The following is a 14,631-nucleotide window of genomic DNA, read 5'->3' as shown; positions in this document are numbered from 1 at the left end:
GTGTTTGGGTGGGATGACAAAGTGTAGGGAATGATTCCCAGCCTGTCTCGCGCCTGTATTGTTGGTCCGGCATCAATACTTGTCCAATACCAATTTTTGATGCAACGATATATTATTTGTATCCATGGAATTCCGACACCTGCGCTACTTTCTGGTTCTGGCTGAAGAGCTGCACTTTGGTCGGGCCGCGCGCCGGCTGTCGATGTCGCAGCCGCCGCTGTCGCTCAACATCCAGCAGCTGGAGGCGTCGGTTGGTGCGCGCCTGTTCACGCGCAGCAGCAAATCCGTGGCGCTGACCGCCGCAGGTCTGGCGTTTGTGCCCGCCGCGCGGGCGCTGCTCGACCAGGCGGCAGAGGCGGCCCGCCATGCGCGCGATGTGGGGCAGGGCATGGCCGGCAGCCTGAGCATCGGCTTTGCCGGCACCATGCTTTACAGCGGCCTGCCCGACATCCTGGAGCGTTTCCAGGCCCGGCATCCCTTGCTGCGGCTGATGCTGAAGGAGCTCAGTTCGAGCGAGCAGCTGATCGAGCTGGCGCAGGACCGGCTCGACATCGGCTTCGTCCACACCACGCGCGTGCCGCCCGAGCTGTCGCAGATTCTCGTTTCCAGCCAGGCGTTCGTCGGCTGCCTGCCCGCCGGCCATGCGCTGGCGCAGCAAGCATCGCTGTCGCTGGGCGACTTGCAGGGCGAGCCGTTTGCCGTGGTGTCGCGCGCGGTGTCGCCTGACTACCATGAGCGCATCCTGAGCATCTGCATCGAAGCCGGCTTTTACCCCGAAATCCGCTATGAATTGAGGCACTGGCTGAGCGTGGTGTCGCTGGTATCGCAAGGCATGGGCGTGGCTTTGGTGCCGGCGGCGCTCGGCCGCTCGGCGATGGCGGGCGCGGCGTTTGTGCCGCTGGACATGGCGACCACGCCCTACGACACGCATTGCCTGTGGAAAACCGCGCGCGACAACCCGGCGCTGGCGGCCTTCGTCGATGCCGTGCGGGCTGCAAACGCACGGCGAAGCGGCTAAAGTGGTCCTTCAGCAAAGGAACCCATCAAATGAACGAATTGCAAACCATCACCCTGGGCGGGGGCTGCTTCTGGTGCACGGAGGCGGTTTACGTCAAGGTGCGCGGCGTCACCGACGTGGAATCGGGCTACAGCAACGGCCAGGCGGCCCGGCCCAGTTATGAAGAGGTCTGCACCGGCCGCACCGGCTGCAACGAGGTCGTCAGGCTGACCTACGACCCGGCCGAGATCACTCTGCGCGAGATCCTCGAAATCTTTTTCGTGATCCATGACCCGACCAGCCTGAACCGCCAGGGCAACGACGCCGGCACGCAGTACCGCAGCGGTATTTATTACGGGGCGCCCGAGCAAAAAGAGGTGGTCGACGACTTCATCCGCGAAGCCAGCCAGGACAAGACCTTTGGCAAGCCCATCGTGACCGAAGTGCTGCCGCTGGCCAACTACTGGCCGGCCGAGGACTACCACCAGGACTATTTTGAAAACAACCCGAACCAGGGTTATTGCGCTTTCGTGGTCGGGCCGAAGGTCGAGAAATTCCGCAAGACGTTTGCGTCGCGGGTGAAGGATTGAGCAGTATTTTTAAGCCAAATTGGCCTTTGGCGCAAGCTGCATATGCACAAGCTGCTATTAAAATTGAAGTAACTGGCATTTGGCCTGCTCGCCGCTGGCTACGGTAAAACCAATCCTGCCCGACTTCGGCTCAAGAAGGTAAAACCATGGTCAAGAGACACAAACCTGACCTTTCATATTGAGTCAAGCTGGATGAAGAAACCCTCAAAGGCATCGCCAGACAAACCCAGGCCGAATACTTTTACGCCGGCACGGCGGCTGATCTGAAAAAAGTGTACGAATCCCTGAGTTCACGCCTGACAGTTGTCAAAAAAGGAAACCGAAATTTCGGGTCTGCTGGCTTTGCTTGCCGCCGCATTCGCGCTGCTGTCAGCCGGATTGTCGCTGGCCTGGTTTAACCGGATTCTTTGAACAGACGGCAGACGGCGCAGACAAAAAAGGCGCTGGAAATGCCTGCCCAGCGCCTTCAAATACTCCTGAATTCATAGCTACTTATGCCCGCCACACCTGCGCAATAGGCACTTTTGGCTTGAATTCTGACAAAAACTCAGGCTTTTCCGAATCCACCACCGCCAAGTGTATAAATTTTGAAGACATCACCGGGCAATCAGCCGGTCGGTCAGTGGCGCTCTTTGCTGCCGCATATGCGCTTTTTGACCCGCCCCTAAGTTGAAACAGGCGGTCTTGCGTTCTCGGTGGTCAAGGGTTTGCCTGCCACCCCCCAGTAGCCGCTCTTGATCTCCTGGATGATGCAGCGGGTCATGGGACGAAAGCCCTCCCCACCCACGCTTACGACGGCGTTGGTCAGGGCGGCAATCAGTTCGTGTTTTTTATCATCGGACAAGACGCCTTCGACGATTTTGACTTCAATAAATGGCATGTCAGTTTCCTTATAGCGTGGTGCAGGCCAGATCCAGTGGCAGGCGAGGGCCGCGCGGACGCAGGCCGCTGACGTCACCATAACCCAGGTTGATGAGGAAATTGGCCTTGTAGCGGCCTTCAGCAAAAAAGGCCGCGTCCAGCGCCGCCGCGTTGAAACCACTCATCGGGCCGCAGTCCAGACCGAGCATGCGGGCGGCCACTATCAGATAGGCACCTTGCAGACTGCTGTTGCGAAATGCCGTGGCATCGGCCAATGCGGCATTGTCGGCAAACATTGCTTGCGCATTCGGATTGGCCGGCAATTGTGTTGGCAAGTGCTCGAAGAACCGGCTGTCCTGGGCCACGATGACCGTGACCGGCGCAGCCATGGTTTTGTCCGCATTGCCGGCGGCAAGGCATGGTTTGAGCTTCGCCTTGGCCTCGACGCTGCGCACAAACACAAAACGCGCTGGCTGGCAGTTCATGGACGTCGGCCCCCATTTGGCAAGCTCGTAGAGCTGCGCCAGGATTTCGTCTGACACCGCTCGGTCGGTGAATTTGGGGAAGGTTCGGGCAGCCAGAAAGGCTTGCTCCAGGGCGCAAGGGGGTAGCGTGGACATATAAGCTCGGCTGTTGTCTTGAGGTGTGTGGATAAAAGAACCGCACTCAGGCGGCGGTGTAGGCGGTCTTGACCACGGTGTAAAACTCGGCCGCGTAGCTGCCCTGCTCCCGCGCCCCATAGCTCGACGACTTGCGGCCACCAAAGGGCACGTGGTAGTCGGCCCCGGCGGTGGGTGCATTCACCATCACCATGCCCGCCTGGGCATGGCGTTTGAAATGTGTGGCGAGCTTCAGGCTGGTGGTGCAGATGCCGCTCGACAGGCCAAAAGGGGTGTCATTGGCCAGCATCAGGGCTTCGTCATAGTCCTGTGCCTGCACGACGCTTGCCACAGGGCCGAACACCTCCTCGCGATTGATGCGCATGGTGTTTGTGGTCTGGGTCAAGAGGGCAGGCGTCAGGTAAAAGCCCGGTTGCCCATCGACATTTTTCTCGGCATAACTGCCGCCAAAGGCCAGGGTCGCGCCCTCGTCTTGCGCCATCCGGATGTATTCCAGATCGATGGCCAGCTGGCGCGCATCCACCACCGGACCGATGTCAGTACCGGTTTTGCGCGCATCATCGACCTTGAGTGCCTTCAAACGCGCCACTACAGCGGCAACAAAACGATCATGAATACCGGAGGTGACGATGAAACGGCTCGATGCCGTGCAACGCTGGCCAGTGGAATAGAAAGCGCCTTGCACCGCGCAGTTCACAGCCACGTCAAGGTCTGCGTCGTCGAGCACGATGAGCGGATTCTTGCCGCCCATCTCCAGTTGTACCTTGGCACCACGCGACAAGCAAGCCTGCATTATTTTCTGCCCGGTTGCCACGGACCCGGTAAAACTAACTGCAGCCACACGCGGATCGTCCAGCAGCGCCGGGCCAATCTCCGGGCCCCGGCCCATCACCAAGTTGAACACCCCGGCAGGCAGGCCGCTGCGCGCGAGGATGTCGGCCAGCGCCCAGGCCGAGCCGGGCACCAGTTCAGCGGGTTTCAACACCACACAATTGCCGTAGGCCAGCGCGGGAGCGATCTTCCAGGCCGGTATGGCAACGGGAAAATTCCATGGCGTGATCAGACACACCACACCCAGCGCTTCCCGCGTGATCTCGACCCCAATGCCGGGGCGAACAGAAGGCAGCACCTGCCCCGGCGTGCGCAGGGCTTCGCCGGCAAAAAATTTGAAAATTTGTCCGGCCCGCACGACCTCGCCAATCGCCTCGGGCAAAGTCTTGCCTTCTTCGCGCGCCAGCAGGTCGCCCAGTTCGGCCCGGCGCGCCAGAATCTCGGTGCCTGCTGCATCCAGCACGTCGAAACGCTGTTGCGGATGGCTTAGTGACCAGGCCGGAAAAGCGCCTGCCGCAGCCGATACCGCCAAAGTGGCTTGGGCCGCGTCGGCCAGGGCGTACTCGCCAATCACGTCGCGGGTGTCGGACGGGTTGATGTTGGCCAGGCTGTCAGGACCCGCCAGCCACTCGCCGCCAATCCAGTTGCGCTGCATCAGGCTCTCCCGGCGCCGCGTTGGCGGAATTTGGCCTGCCATTCGGCCAGCGGCAGAAAGCTAGGGTCGTCCTTCACCATGGCGTAGGTTTCCTCCAGCAATTCTTTTTCAGATTTGCTCAAGTCGAGCGGCGTGCCATAGGGTTGGTTCACGTAGTACGGCGTATCCAGATACACCTCGACCCGGTTGCCTTCCGGGTCGAAGTAATACACCGACCAGGCATTGCCGTGGTTCATGGGGCGCACTTCGTAAGCCCCCAGGGATTCGGCTTTTTCGCGGTTCCAGCGCAACTCGGCCAGGTCAGGCACCAAAAACGAGGCCTGCATGACGGTGCTGACGGGCGATTTTTCGGAACGGCCGGCCGACAGCACCAGTTGGTGATGCTGATCTTCGGTCGCGCTCAGAAACACCAGTTTGTTGCCAAAGTTGTGACCCAGACCTTCATCCGTGATGGTCAGACGAAAGACCTGGGTATAAAACTCGACCATCTTGTCGAGGTCAAACACAAACATGCCAAAGTGGGCAGGGGTTGGGCGGGTCACTTTCATGGGGAGTCCTTAAAGATTACTGTTTGAGCACTTTGGCGTCGGCCACCAACTGGGTCCAGCGCTTGATGTCGGCGCTGATAACGAGCTTCAACTCGTCGGGGCTGCTGGCTCGCGCCTCGCCGCCGGTGGTTTCTTCCAGCCGGGCTTTGACGCTGTCATTGCGTAGCGCGGCACGCACCTCGGCATTCAAGCGCTCTATCACGGCCTTGGGCGTGCCGACCGGTGCCAGCAGCGCAGTCCAGGAGTGCAGCTCGAAGTTCGGCAAACCCTGCTCGGCGACGGTCGGCAGGTTGGGCATTCCCGACCAGCGGGTACTGCCCGTGGTGGCCAAGGCGCGAAGCTTGCCGACCTTGATGTGAGCAGACACCGCCGTCGGCGCCACCATGACAAAGTCAAGCTCACTACCCAGCAAAGCCGTGATGGCGGGAGCCTCGCCGCGGTAAGGCACATGCGTCACGCTGACGCCGGCACTTCGTGCCAGCAACTCGCCAGCCATATGCTGCCCCGTGCCTTGTCCGGCAGAACCGAAATTCACTGTCCCTGCCTTGGCCCTGGCGGCGTTCAGCAAGTCCTGCAAACTGTTGTACTTGCTGGCGCTATTGACCACCAGCAAAAACGGGAAGCGCGTAATCGCCGACACCGGCTGGAAAGCGGCCTCGGTCGCGTAGGGCAGGCTGCCGTACATCGCCGGGGCAATGGCATGGGCCCCCGTCGCCACCAGCAGAGTCAGGCCGTCGGCTTTTGCCTTGGCAACGGCATCTGCCGCAATCGTGCCGCCAGCACCCGGCCTGGCGTCCACCACGAATGGCTGACCCAGGGTTCTGGCCAGTTCAACGCCGACGATGCGGGCGACCATGTCAGCATTGCCCCCCGCCGGAAAGCCCTGCAGCACGCGCACTGGCCGCTCGGGATAGGTGCTTGCCTGAGCCGTCGCCCGGCCAGGCCAGCTCAGGCTGACCGAAGCGGCCAGAAGCAGCAAAAAGGAAATGCGTTTCATGCGGCCTGCCTGACGGTATTACGCAGTCGGCCAATAGCTTCGATCTCTACCTCAACCACATCGCCGGGCACCATAAAAATAGGCGGTTTGGCGCTCCAGCCGACCCCGCCGGGCGTGCCAGTCACGATCACGTCACCGGGCATCAGGGTAAAGATGGTGGAAGCGTACTCAATCTGCTCGGCCACGCTGAAGATCATGTTGGCGGTGGTGGTGGACTGCATTTGTTTGCCGTTGAGCCAGGTCTTGAGCCATAACTCGCGCTTGGGGTCAATCTCGTCAGCAGTCACCATCCAGGGGCCGAAGGCGCCGGTCGATTCGAAGTTCTTGCCGGCGCAAATCGATTTGGCATGAAACTGCCACTCCCGGATGCTCGCATCGTTATAGACCGAGTAACCCGCGACGTGCTCATAGGCACGCGCGGCCGGGATGTTGCGCCCCGGTTTGCCAATGATGACGGCTAGCTCGCCTTCCCAGTCCAGCGAGTTGGAACAGTCAGGGCGCAGGATTGCCTGCTCATGGCCGCACTGGGAACGCCACACACGCAGGAAGATAGGCGGGTACTCGGACAGCTCACGGTCCAGTCCGGCGGCCACCACTTCCTTGTGGTGATCCATGTAATTACGGATGGCGCAAACGATTTTTTCGGGCTGCGTGATGACGGGCAGATACTCGATGGCGGACAGCGCAATATCGGCGTTGACGGTCGCTGCATCCGCCGCAGCCTGGAGCACACGGCCGGCGGCAATGTAGGCTTGCAGCGTCGGGTACTGGGGATAAGCGCGGCCCAGGTCCGCCACTGAGTTGCCGATGACGGCACCCCACGATTCACGGTTTTGGTATTTGAATGAAAGTAATTTCATGGTCTTGTCTCTTTTGCAAAAAAATTAGTCGAGGGTGATTTTTGTCTCACGAATCAGGCGGCTCCACTTGTCCTGCTCGGCACCCAAAAACTTCTGGAACTCTTCCGGGCTTTGGGTGGATATTTCCAGACCCATGTCTGTAAAACGTTTCGCCACATCCGGGTGACGAATGGCGGCAATCAGCTCTTGTGATATTTTCTTGACCACGGCAGGCGGCGTGTCCGCTTTGACAACCGCGCCAAACCACAGTACGTGGTTGATATTGCCCAGGCCCAACTCGGGCATGGTGGGCACACCAGGAAACTGGGTCACTCGATGCGTGGCACGTACCGCCAGCGCTCTGACTTTGCCGTCCTTGACCAGGGGTCCGGAGGTCAGCACGTTGTCATGCATCAGATCAATCTGGCCGCCGATCAAGTCCATCAGGCCCGGCATCGACCCCTTGTAAGGCACGTGATTGAAGTTGCCTTGCACCTCCCGCTTGAACAGCTCGCCATAGATATGACCACCCAAGCCAGGGCCCTGAGAACCGTAGTTCAAACCGTTAGGGCGGGTTTTCGACTCCTTGATCAGGTCGTCCAGGGTCTTGAACGGGCTGTTGGTCGGCACCACGAGGAAGACGGGCACATCGACCAGCTTGGCAAGCGCCGTGAAGTCTTTACGCATGTCGTAGTTCAGTTTTTTGTAGACATACTGGTTGGTCACAAAAGGGCCAATATCACCCAGCCAAATGGTGTGCCCATCGGCGGCTTGCTGCTTGATGTATGCGGCCGCAATCTGCCCGCCACCGCCCGCCTTGTTTTCCACGATAACGGGTACCTTGAACTTTTCAGTCAACTTTTCGCCAATGGCGCGGGCCAGCACGTCGGACGAGCCACCTGCCGGGTAGGCCGACACGATGGAGATGGTCTTGTTCGCCACCGGCCAGGCGGCCAGCGCAGCAGGGGTTTGGGCTTGTGCGCCCGTTGCAGCCAGCAGGCCGCTGCAGAGCAGGCTTTTCAGCCACGAAAAACGGTAAATCAGTTTCATGTTTGTCATCCTCGGGTGGTTTGCAATTTTTGTAATATGTCGGTAGTGTCCGCGCCCAGGGCCGGGGCAGAATGTTGATAGCGGACCGGCGTTTTGGACAGGCGCAAAGGGCTGGCTACACCGGGGGCCGTGCCCGTCACCGGATGCGGCACGTCAATCCGCAGGCCCTTGGCCACCACATGTGGATCGGCGAAAACCTGCTCCAGCGTGTTGATCGGGCCACAAGGCACATTGGCTTTTTCCAGCAAGGCAATCCAGTCCTCCGTGCTCTTGTTTACAGTAGTCTGGCGCAACAGCGGCACCAGCAGCTTGCGGTGTTTCACCCGTGCCGCGTTGGTGGCAAATTGCGGGTCGGCAGCCCACTCGGGATGGTCTGCTGCACGGCAGAACGAGGCGAACTGGCTGTCATTGCCCACGGCCAAAATCATGTCACCATCCGCCGTGGGAAAGGCCTGGTAGGGCACGATGCTGGGATGGGCATTGCCCATGCGCCCTGGAGATTGACCCGTCGCCAGATAGTTCTGCGCCTGGTTGGCCAGACAGGACACCTGCACGTCCAGCAAGGCCAGGTCGATGTGCTGGCCTTCGCCCGATTTTTCGCGCCAGGCTACCGCCGCCAGGATGCCCGCCACCGCGTGCAAGCCGGTCAGCACATCGGTCAAGGCCACGCCAACCTTGACCGGCCCCCCGCCCTCCTCGCCATCAGGCTGACCGGTCAAACTCATCAGGCCGCCCATGCCCTGGATCATGAAGTCATAACCTGGCCGCTGGGCGTAGGGCCCGGTCTGTCCAAAACCGGTGATGGAGCAATAAATCAGCTTGGGGTTGAGCTGGGCCAGACTGGCGTAGTCCAGGCCGTATTTGAGCAGGCCACCGACTTTGAAGTTCTCTATCAGTATGTCGGACTGCAGCGCCAGTGTACGAATGTGGGCCTGACCTTCAGGCGTGGCCATGTCCAGCGCCACCGATTTCTTGTTGCGGTTGGCGCACAAAAAGTAAGCCGATTCAACAGCATTGCCCGCCTGATCATTCAGGTACGGTGGCCCCCAGCCACGGGTATCGTCGCCGCGCTCCGGGTGTTCGATCTTGATGACCTCGGCACCCAGATCCCCCAGCATTTGACTGGCCCATGGGCCGGCCAAAACACGGGAAAGATCCAACACACGCAAATGGGACAAAGCACCTGTACTCATGGTTTTTCTCTCTCAGGAAAACGCAGGAATACCGGTCTGGGCACGCCCCAGAATCAGCGAATGCACATCGTGGGTACCCTCGTAGGTGTTGACCACCTCCAGGTTCACCAGGTGGCGAATCACACCGAACTCGTCGCTGATGCCATTGCCGCCCAGCATGTCGCGCGCCAAACGGGCAATTTCCAGCGCTTTGCCGCAGGAGTTGCGCTTGAACAGGCTGGTCAGCTCTACCGTCGCCGTACCCTCGTCCTTCATGCGGCCAAAGCGCAGAACGGCTTGCAGACCCAGCGTGATTTCGGTTTGCATATCCACCAGCTTTTTTTGCACCAACTGGTTGGCGGCGAGCGGTCGGGCAAACTGCTGACGATCCAGCACATACTGCCGGGCACGCACCCAGCAGTCTTCAGCCGCACCCAAAGCGCCCCAGGCTATACCGTAGCGCGCACTGTCCAGACAGGTGAACGGCCCCTTGAGCCCCCTGGCATTCGGCAATATGTTTTCAGTGGGCACAAAGACCTGCTCCATCTGGATACTGCCGGTGATGCAGGCACGCATACCGACTTTTCCGTGGATGGCAGGCGCAGACAAACCCTTACAGCCCCTTTCGAGAATAAAGCCGCGAATCTCGTCCTTGCCCGTATCAGCATCCACCAGTTTGGCCCACACCAGCAGTACATCGGCAATAGGGCTATGGCTGATCCACATTTTGGTACCCGAAAGCAAATAGCCGCCATCGACTCGCACCGCCCGCGTTGACAGGCTGGCCGGGTCGGAGCCGCTGTTCGGCTCGGTCAAGCCGAAGCAGCCAATCCATTCGCCAGAAGCAAGCTTGGGCAGGTATTTCTGCCGCTGCGCGTCACTGCCAAAAGTGTGGATTGGCAGCATCACCAGGCTGTGCTGCACGCTCATCATGGTGCGGTACGCCGAATCCACACGCTCCAACTCACGCGCAACCAGACCGTAGCAGACCTCGTTCAGACCCGCGCCAAACGGGGCCGGAATGGCAGCCGCCAGCAGGCCCTGCTCCCCCATTTCACGAAACAGCGCGGTGTCCATGCGCTCATGGCGAAAGGCCTCCAGAATGCGGGGGCGCAACTTGCCCTGGGCATAAGCCTGGGCCGCATCGCGCACAGCCCGCTCGTCGGCGCTAAGCTGCTGCTCCAGCAACAGCGGGTCATTCCAGATAAAGGCGGCTACAGGCATGGTCTCGTCTTTCCTTGCAGTTATTGCACTTGAAAAGTGCAGACAACTGAAATTTATCTGGACAAGACATGATTTTCAAACGCTATATTTGCATCATCTTGTGCAAAAATAGCAAGTCAAGACAACAATAAACCCTCCGTCATGCGCAGAAAAATTCCCAGTACCGCCGCGTTGAGCACGTTTGAAGCCGCCGCGCGCCATATGAGCTTTACCGAGGCGGCCGACGAGCTGGCGCTGTCGCAGAGCGCGGTATGCCGACAAATCGCAGGGCTGGAGGATTACCTTGGCATCAAATTGTTTCGCCGCTCCAAGCGCGGGGTGGTGTTGACCGACGCAGGCAGCGCCTACTACCGCCAGATTGCCAAAAGACTTGACGAGGTGGAGCGCGACACGCTGGATCTGATGGCGCGTCAGGGGCAGGGAGGCACGCTGGAGCTGGCAGTTGTCCCCACCTTTGGCACGCGCTGGCTGCTACCGCGCCTGCCTGATTTCATCAAGCACCATCCAGCGATTACGCTGAACCTGTCCAGCCGCACGCGTCCTTTTTTATTTGACGACACCAGCCTGGATGCCGCCATCTACGCTGGCGACGGCAACTGGCCAGGAGCAGTCGCCACGCACTTGATGGCGGAAAGTCTGATACCGGTGTGTAGCCCGGCGCTGATTGCGCCATGTACCCGCCTGACGCCGCAGGAACTCGCGCAACTGCCCCTGATACAGCAAAGTACCCGACCCTATGCCTGGCGGCACTGGTTCGAGTCCGTGGGTTATGTGCCAGGCAACGAACTGGTCGGGCCGCGCTATGAGCTGTTTTTCATGTCCCTGCAGGCGGCGACCGTGGGCCTGGGCGTGGCCCTCGTACCTGAATACGATCTGGCCGATGACCTGGCCACGGGGCGGCTAATCATTCCCGTACCACACGCCGCACCAAGTGACCGGGCCTACTATTTGGTCAGCCCCGAACACAAGAATGAAAATCCGGTGCTGGGAACTTTCAGAAACTGGTTGTTGGGTCAGTCTCGCGCAGTGCCATAAATTGGCAAACTTGAAAGCTTGAAAGCTTCAACAGCCCATTCAGACGCGGCCAAACCCACCACCGCCAGGCGTATGAATCTCGAACACATCACCGGGCAACATGTCGGCCTGGCCGATGTGGCCCAGCACTTCTATGCGGCCATCGGCGCGCACCACCACGTTTTGGCCGAACCTGCCCTGGCTGGCCGCCGGCCATGCCGAAAGCGCCGTATTTGCGGCCATTGGACAAGATGCTGGCGGTCATCGGTTCGAGGAAACGCACGCGCCGCACACCGCCATTGCCGCCTTGCCACTTGCCTGCACCGCCCGAGTTTTCGCGGATTTCGTAACTTTCCAGCCGCACCGGAAAACGAAACTCCAGCACTTCTGGGTCGGTCAGACGGGAATTGGTCATGTGGGCTTGCACGACCGATGTGCCGTTGAAACCTGACACCAGTTTGCCTTCAGCGTCAGTCACGCCACCCGCACCCGAGCCGCCTGAAATCGTTTCGTAATACTGGTGGCGGGTGTGGCGTTGTTGCATAAATCGCCCGCGCCAATGAACGGGCTGCCTTACTGATAGGCTACCGACCTATGTCCCGAACATGCGAAAAGACAAGCACCTGCCCAGCCAGCCCAAGGGGGTCTACCGGGTCAAGAACTGGCCCGAGTACAACGCGGGCCTGATTGAGCGGGGCAATGTGAGCATCTGGATGGACGAAGAGATGTTCGCACCAACGGTTGGGGCGTCAGTTCAGCGCGGGCGCCCGCAGGCTTACTGCGATGCAGTGATTCAGATGCTGCTGGCCCTCAAATCGGTGTACCGCCTGCCGCTGTGGGCATTGCAGGGGTTTGCCATGAGCCTGCGCCGCCTGGCACTGCCGGCCTTGCCAGTGCCCAACTACAGCACGCTGAGCCGAAGGGCCAAGGCGTTGCGGGTGAGCTTGCCGGTGCTGCGCAACGCAGGCGAGGCGGTGCATCTGCTGGTGGACAGCACGGGATTGAAGCTGTTTGGCGAGGGCGAATGGAAAGTGCGCAAGCACGGCTACAGCAAGAGGCGCAGCTGGCGCAAAGTGCATCTGGGCATGGATGCCGAGACGGGACAGGTGTGCGCCGTGTTGATGACGCACAAGGATGTGATTGATGCCAGTGTGCTGCCGGAGTTGCTGGCGCAAATCCCTCAAGAAACGAAGATTGAAGTGGTTATCGGCGATGGTGCCTACGATACAAAGGCCGCCCGTGCGGCCATTGCCGGGTGCGGCGCGCTGGCGGTCATACCTCCCGTGGAAGGCGCCGTGCACTGGCCTGCCAGCCAGGCCGGGGCGCCAGAGCGCAACGAGGTCATCGAGCACATTGCCCGAAGCGGCAAGCAGGACTGGAAAGACAATAGCGGCTACCACCGCCGTTCCCTGGTGGAGAACCTGATGTACCGCTTCAAGGTGCTGACGGGCGACAGGCTGTGGGCGCGCGATGTGGATGTGCAAGACGCTGAAGTCGCTGTTCGGGCGGGCATCATCAATCGCATGCTGGTGCTTGCACGCCCGAAATCCGTCCGGATTGCCTAAAACGCGGGGTAAGGGGCAAGCCTCATCCTCACAGAGGATTTATGCAACAACGCCGTGCGTGCTATCAGTGATTAAATCAGGCGCGCTGCTCGAACTCCCGGTCCCGGGCACCGATGACGGCTGCGGCCAGGTCGGCCAGTTCGCGCGTCAGCAACTGGAGAATGTCCTCCATGGTGACGATGCCCACCAGCCGGCCCTCGTCATCGGCGATCACCAGGCGGCGCAGGCGGCTGGCGCGCATCATCCGCACCGCGTCCATGGCGTCCATCTCGGGGCTGGCGACGACCAGCTCGACCGACATGATGTCGCCGGCCGTGAACACCTCCGGGTCCAGCCCTTCGGCCATCAGTGCCAGCACCAGATCCCGGTCGGTGACGATGCCCAGCGGGCGGCTTTTTTCCAGCGCATCGACGACGATGAGCGCGCCCACATGGTGCTTTCGCATCAGCTGGGCCGCAGCCAGCGCGGTGGTTTCGGGTTCGGCGACGGCGACTGAAACCGTTGCAAAGTCTTTCAGGCGGGTAGGCATGTGAACTCTCCTTGGTGCCAGTCGGCTGGCTTGAGCCTTGCTGGAGTCCGGAACTTTTGACTGGCTGAAATTTCCAGGCCCTGCGTGAATCAACTCTAGTCAGGCTTGCGCCGCCTGACTTGACATGGCGCAAACGGAAGGCTGATGCCCGCGCGGCGGCTGCTTCAGCGTCCGGTGTCAGTTGGCCCGCATTCCGAGCGCCAATTGCGTCACGTTGTGGCGCATCAGCTTGAGGTAGCTGTCGGCGGGGCTGCCCGTCGCGGACAGCGCATCCACATACAGCGCAGGCCCGACGGTCACGCCCGCATCCTTGCCCAATTGCGCCAGCAGCCTGGGATTGCTCATGTTTTCGACAAACACGGCCCTGATCTTTTCACGCTGGATCTGCCTGATGAGCTGGGCCACCTCCTTGGCGCCCGGTTCAGCATCGGTGGACACGCCCTGGGGTGCCAGGAATTTGACCTGGTACTGCGCCGCAAAGTAGCCGAATGCATCGTGCGAGGTGATGACCTTGCGCCTGGCGGCGGGAATGGCGGTGAACTGCGCCTTGGCCCAGGCGTCGAGGGTTTGCAGATCTTTCACGTAGGCATCGGTGTTGGCCTGATAAACGGCGCTGCCTGCGGGGTCTGCCTTGCTCAGGGCGGCCGAGATGTTGCGCACATACAGCACGACGTTGTCGGGGTTTTGCCAGGCGTGGGGATCGGTTTCCTCATGCTGACGGCCCTTGTTGTCATGGCCTTTTTCTGCGGCCATGGCGCGTGGCTTCACGCCTTGGGACGCTGTGACCGTTTGGCCCTTGTAACCGGCGGACTGGGCCAGTTTTTGCGCCCACGGCTCAAACCCCAGTCCGTTGACGACCAGCAGTCGGCTTTGCACGATGGCTTTGGCATCGGCCGGCCTGGGCTCGAACACATGAGCGTCTTCGTCGGGTCCGACCAGCGTGGTGACGCTGACGCGCTCGCCGCCGACCACCCGCACCAGGTCGCCCAGGATGCTGAAGCTGGCCACTACCGGAAGTTTGTCGGCGGCGAAACTGGCGCCGGACAGCAGGGCGGCGCCGGCAATGCCCGCCGCCAGAAGTTTGCGAAATACACGGCTCATTGGCTTGACCTTCAAAAAGAGAATAAAAAATGAACGAG

General features: G+C 60.5%; 15 protein-coding genes and 2 pseudogenes. 5 read left to right on the top strand and 12 right to left on the bottom strand.

Annotated elements, in window-relative coordinates; translation table 11 throughout:
• Nucleotides 1-124 precede the first annotated feature (124 nt).
• The 3 genes and pseudogenes from ABLV49_RS15175 to ABLV49_RS15165 form a co-directional block, all read left to right on the top strand.
• Nucleotides 125-1,018: a LysR substrate-binding domain-containing protein gene (locus ABLV49_RS15175; RefSeq protein WP_349277693.1), complete on the top strand. Its 894-nt coding sequence runs from the start codon at nt 125-127 to the stop codon at nt 1,016-1,018.
• A gap of 29 nt (nt 1,019-1,047) precedes the next feature.
• Nucleotides 1,048-1,587 carry a peptide-methionine (S)-S-oxide reductase MsrA gene (gene msrA / locus ABLV49_RS15170; protein ID WP_349277691.1) on the top strand — a complete coding sequence of 180 codons (540 nt, stop codon included), beginning with the start codon at nt 1,048-1,050 and terminating at the stop codon, nt 1,585-1,587.
• Nucleotides 1,588-1,769: 182 nt separating this feature from the next.
• A pseudogene (locus ABLV49_RS15165) lies at nt 1,770-1,998 on the top strand (VWA domain-containing protein); the annotation flags it as partial.
• A gap of 253 nt (nt 1,999-2,251) precedes the next feature.
• On the opposite strand, the gene ABLV49_RS15160 reads toward ABLV49_RS15165, so the two are convergent.
• From ABLV49_RS15160 to ABLV49_RS15120, 9 genes are read right to left on the bottom strand one after another with little or no spacing between them, the layout of a single operon-like run.
• On the bottom strand, nt 2,252-2,467 hold the full coding sequence (locus ABLV49_RS15160) for a tautomerase family protein (RefSeq protein WP_349277689.1): 216 nt from the start codon (nt 2,465-2,467) through the stop codon (nt 2,252-2,254).
• 10 nt (nt 2,468-2,477) lie between these two features.
• Entirely contained in the window at nt 2,478-3,068 is a 591-nt protein-coding gene (locus tag ABLV49_RS15155) for a malonic semialdehyde reductase (RefSeq protein ID WP_349277687.1), read from the bottom strand.
• 46 nt (nt 3,069-3,114) lie between these two features.
• Complete coding sequence (locus ABLV49_RS15150; protein ID WP_349277685.1) at nt 3,115-4,554, bottom strand: aldehyde dehydrogenase family protein; 1,440 nt, start codon at nt 4,552-4,554, stop codon at nt 3,115-3,117.
• Nucleotides 4,554-5,102: a VOC family protein gene (locus tag ABLV49_RS15145; RefSeq protein WP_349277683.1), complete on the bottom strand. Its 549-nt coding sequence runs from the start codon at nt 5,100-5,102 to the stop codon at nt 4,554-4,556. The genes ABLV49_RS15150 and ABLV49_RS15145 overlap by 1 nt, the downstream gene beginning before the upstream one ends.
• 16 nt (nt 5,103-5,118) lie before the next feature.
• Nucleotides 5,119-6,099 carry a tripartite tricarboxylate transporter substrate binding protein gene (locus tag ABLV49_RS15140; protein ID WP_349277681.1) on the bottom strand — a complete coding sequence of 327 codons (981 nt, stop codon included), beginning with the start codon at nt 6,097-6,099 and terminating at the stop codon, nt 5,119-5,121.
• A complete protein-coding gene (locus ABLV49_RS15135; RefSeq protein WP_349277679.1) occupies nt 6,096-6,959 on the bottom strand; it encodes a fumarylacetoacetate hydrolase family protein in 864 nt (287 codons plus the stop codon). The genes ABLV49_RS15140 and ABLV49_RS15135 overlap by 4 nt, the downstream gene beginning before the upstream one ends.
• Nucleotides 6,960-6,983: 24 nt before the next feature.
• Nucleotides 6,984-7,988, bottom strand: coding sequence for a Bug family tripartite tricarboxylate transporter substrate binding protein (locus tag ABLV49_RS15130; protein ID WP_349277677.1), 1,005 nt, complete (start codon nt 7,986-7,988; stop codon nt 6,984-6,986).
• 5 nt (nt 7,989-7,993) lie between these two features.
• Nucleotides 7,994-9,181 carry a CaiB/BaiF CoA transferase family protein gene (locus ABLV49_RS15125; RefSeq protein ID WP_349277675.1) on the bottom strand — a complete coding sequence of 396 codons (1,188 nt, stop codon included), beginning with the start codon at nt 9,179-9,181 and terminating at the stop codon, nt 7,994-7,996.
• A 12-nt stretch (nt 9,182-9,193) separates the two neighbouring features.
• Nucleotides 9,194-10,384 carry an acyl-CoA dehydrogenase gene (locus ABLV49_RS15120; RefSeq protein WP_349277673.1) on the bottom strand — a complete coding sequence of 397 codons (1,191 nt, stop codon included), beginning with the start codon at nt 10,382-10,384 and terminating at the stop codon, nt 9,194-9,196.
• 141 nt (nt 10,385-10,525) lie between these two features.
• Between ABLV49_RS15120 and ABLV49_RS15115 the strand changes: the two genes are divergently transcribed.
• A complete protein-coding gene (locus tag ABLV49_RS15115) occupies nt 10,526-11,419 on the top strand; it encodes a LysR substrate-binding domain-containing protein (protein WP_349277671.1) in 894 nt (297 codons plus the stop codon).
• Nucleotides 11,420-11,458: 39 nt separating this feature from the next.
• On the opposite strand, the pseudogene ABLV49_RS15110 reads toward ABLV49_RS15115, so the two are convergent.
• Nucleotides 11,459-11,930: pseudogene (locus ABLV49_RS15110) on the bottom strand (hydantoinase B/oxoprolinase family protein); the annotation flags it as partial.
• 73 nt (nt 11,931-12,003) lie between these two features.
• Between ABLV49_RS15110 and ABLV49_RS15105 the strand changes: the two are divergent.
• Nucleotides 12,004-12,963 carry an IS5 family transposase gene (locus tag ABLV49_RS15105; RefSeq protein ID WP_349277670.1) on the top strand — a complete coding sequence of 320 codons (960 nt, stop codon included), beginning with the start codon at nt 12,004-12,006 and terminating at the stop codon, nt 12,961-12,963.
• A 76-nt stretch (nt 12,964-13,039) separates the two neighbouring features.
• Here the strand turns inward: ABLV49_RS15105 and ABLV49_RS15100 are convergent, their stop codons facing one another.
• Nucleotides 13,040-13,492 carry a CBS domain-containing protein gene (locus ABLV49_RS15100; RefSeq protein ID WP_349277668.1) on the bottom strand — a complete coding sequence of 151 codons (453 nt, stop codon included), beginning with the start codon at nt 13,490-13,492 and terminating at the stop codon, nt 13,040-13,042.
• A 177-nt stretch (nt 13,493-13,669) separates the two neighbouring features.
• Nucleotides 13,670-14,593, bottom strand: a complete 924-nt coding sequence (locus ABLV49_RS15095; protein WP_349277666.1) for a metal ABC transporter substrate-binding protein — start codon at nt 14,591-14,593, stop codon at nt 13,670-13,672.
• Between the last annotated feature and the right edge of the window lie 38 nt (nt 14,594-14,631).

This window comes from Polaromonas hydrogenivorans (assembly GCF_040105105.1).
In the GTDB taxonomy this organism is placed as follows: domain Bacteria; phylum Pseudomonadota; class Gammaproteobacteria; order Burkholderiales; family Burkholderiaceae_C; genus Polaromonas; species Polaromonas hydrogenivorans.
Note: the sequence above shows the minus strand (reverse complement) of the source record. Positions and strands in the feature narration are given on the sequence as shown.

Excerpts from the sequence above, each read along its gene's own strand:
- ABLV49_RS15140 (WP_349277681.1), bottom strand. The coding sequence starts at position 6,099 with ATGAAACGCATTTCCTTTTTGCTGCTTCTGGCCGCTTCGGTCAGCCTG.
- ABLV49_RS15155 (WP_349277687.1), bottom strand. The coding sequence starts at position 3,068 with ATGTCCACGCTACCCCCTTGCGCCCTGGAGCAAGCCTTTCTGGCTGCC.
- ABLV49_RS15135 (WP_349277679.1), bottom strand. The coding sequence starts at position 6,959 with ATGAAATTACTTTCATTCAAATACCAAAACCGTGAATCGTGGGGTGCC.
- ABLV49_RS15120 (WP_349277673.1), bottom strand. The coding sequence starts at position 10,384 with ATGCCTGTAGCCGCCTTTATCTGGAATGACCCGCTGTTGCTGGAGCAG.
- ABLV49_RS15145 (WP_349277683.1), bottom strand. The coding sequence starts at position 5,102 with ATGAAAGTGACCCGCCCAACCCCTGCCCACTTTGGCATGTTTGTGTTT.
- ABLV49_RS15095 (WP_349277666.1), bottom strand. The coding sequence starts at position 14,593 with ATGAGCCGTGTATTTCGCAAACTTCTGGCGGCGGGCATTGCCGGCGCC.
- ABLV49_RS15175 (WP_349277693.1), top strand. The coding sequence starts at position 125 with ATGGAATTCCGACACCTGCGCTACTTTCTGGTTCTGGCTGAAGAGCTG.
- ABLV49_RS15160 (WP_349277689.1), bottom strand. The coding sequence starts at position 2,467 with ATGCCATTTATTGAAGTCAAAATCGTCGAAGGCGTCTTGTCCGATGAT.
- ABLV49_RS15150 (WP_349277685.1), bottom strand. The coding sequence starts at position 4,554 with ATGCAGCGCAACTGGATTGGCGGCGAGTGGCTGGCGGGTCCTGACAGC.
- ABLV49_RS15105 (WP_349277670.1), top strand. The coding sequence starts at position 12,004 with ATGCGAAAAGACAAGCACCTGCCCAGCCAGCCCAAGGGGGTCTACCGG.
- ABLV49_RS15125 (WP_349277675.1), bottom strand. The coding sequence starts at position 9,181 with ATGAGTACAGGTGCTTTGTCCCATTTGCGTGTGTTGGATCTTTCCCGT.
- ABLV49_RS15115 (WP_349277671.1), top strand. The coding sequence starts at position 10,526 with ATGCGCAGAAAAATTCCCAGTACCGCCGCGTTGAGCACGTTTGAAGCC.
- ABLV49_RS15100 (WP_349277668.1), bottom strand. The coding sequence starts at position 13,492 with ATGCCTACCCGCCTGAAAGACTTTGCAACGGTTTCAGTCGCCGTCGCC.
- ABLV49_RS15130 (WP_349277677.1), bottom strand. The coding sequence starts at position 7,988 with ATGAAACTGATTTACCGTTTTTCGTGGCTGAAAAGCCTGCTCTGCAGC.
- msrA (WP_349277691.1), top strand. The coding sequence starts at position 1,048 with ATGAACGAATTGCAAACCATCACCCTGGGCGGGGGCTGCTTCTGGTGC.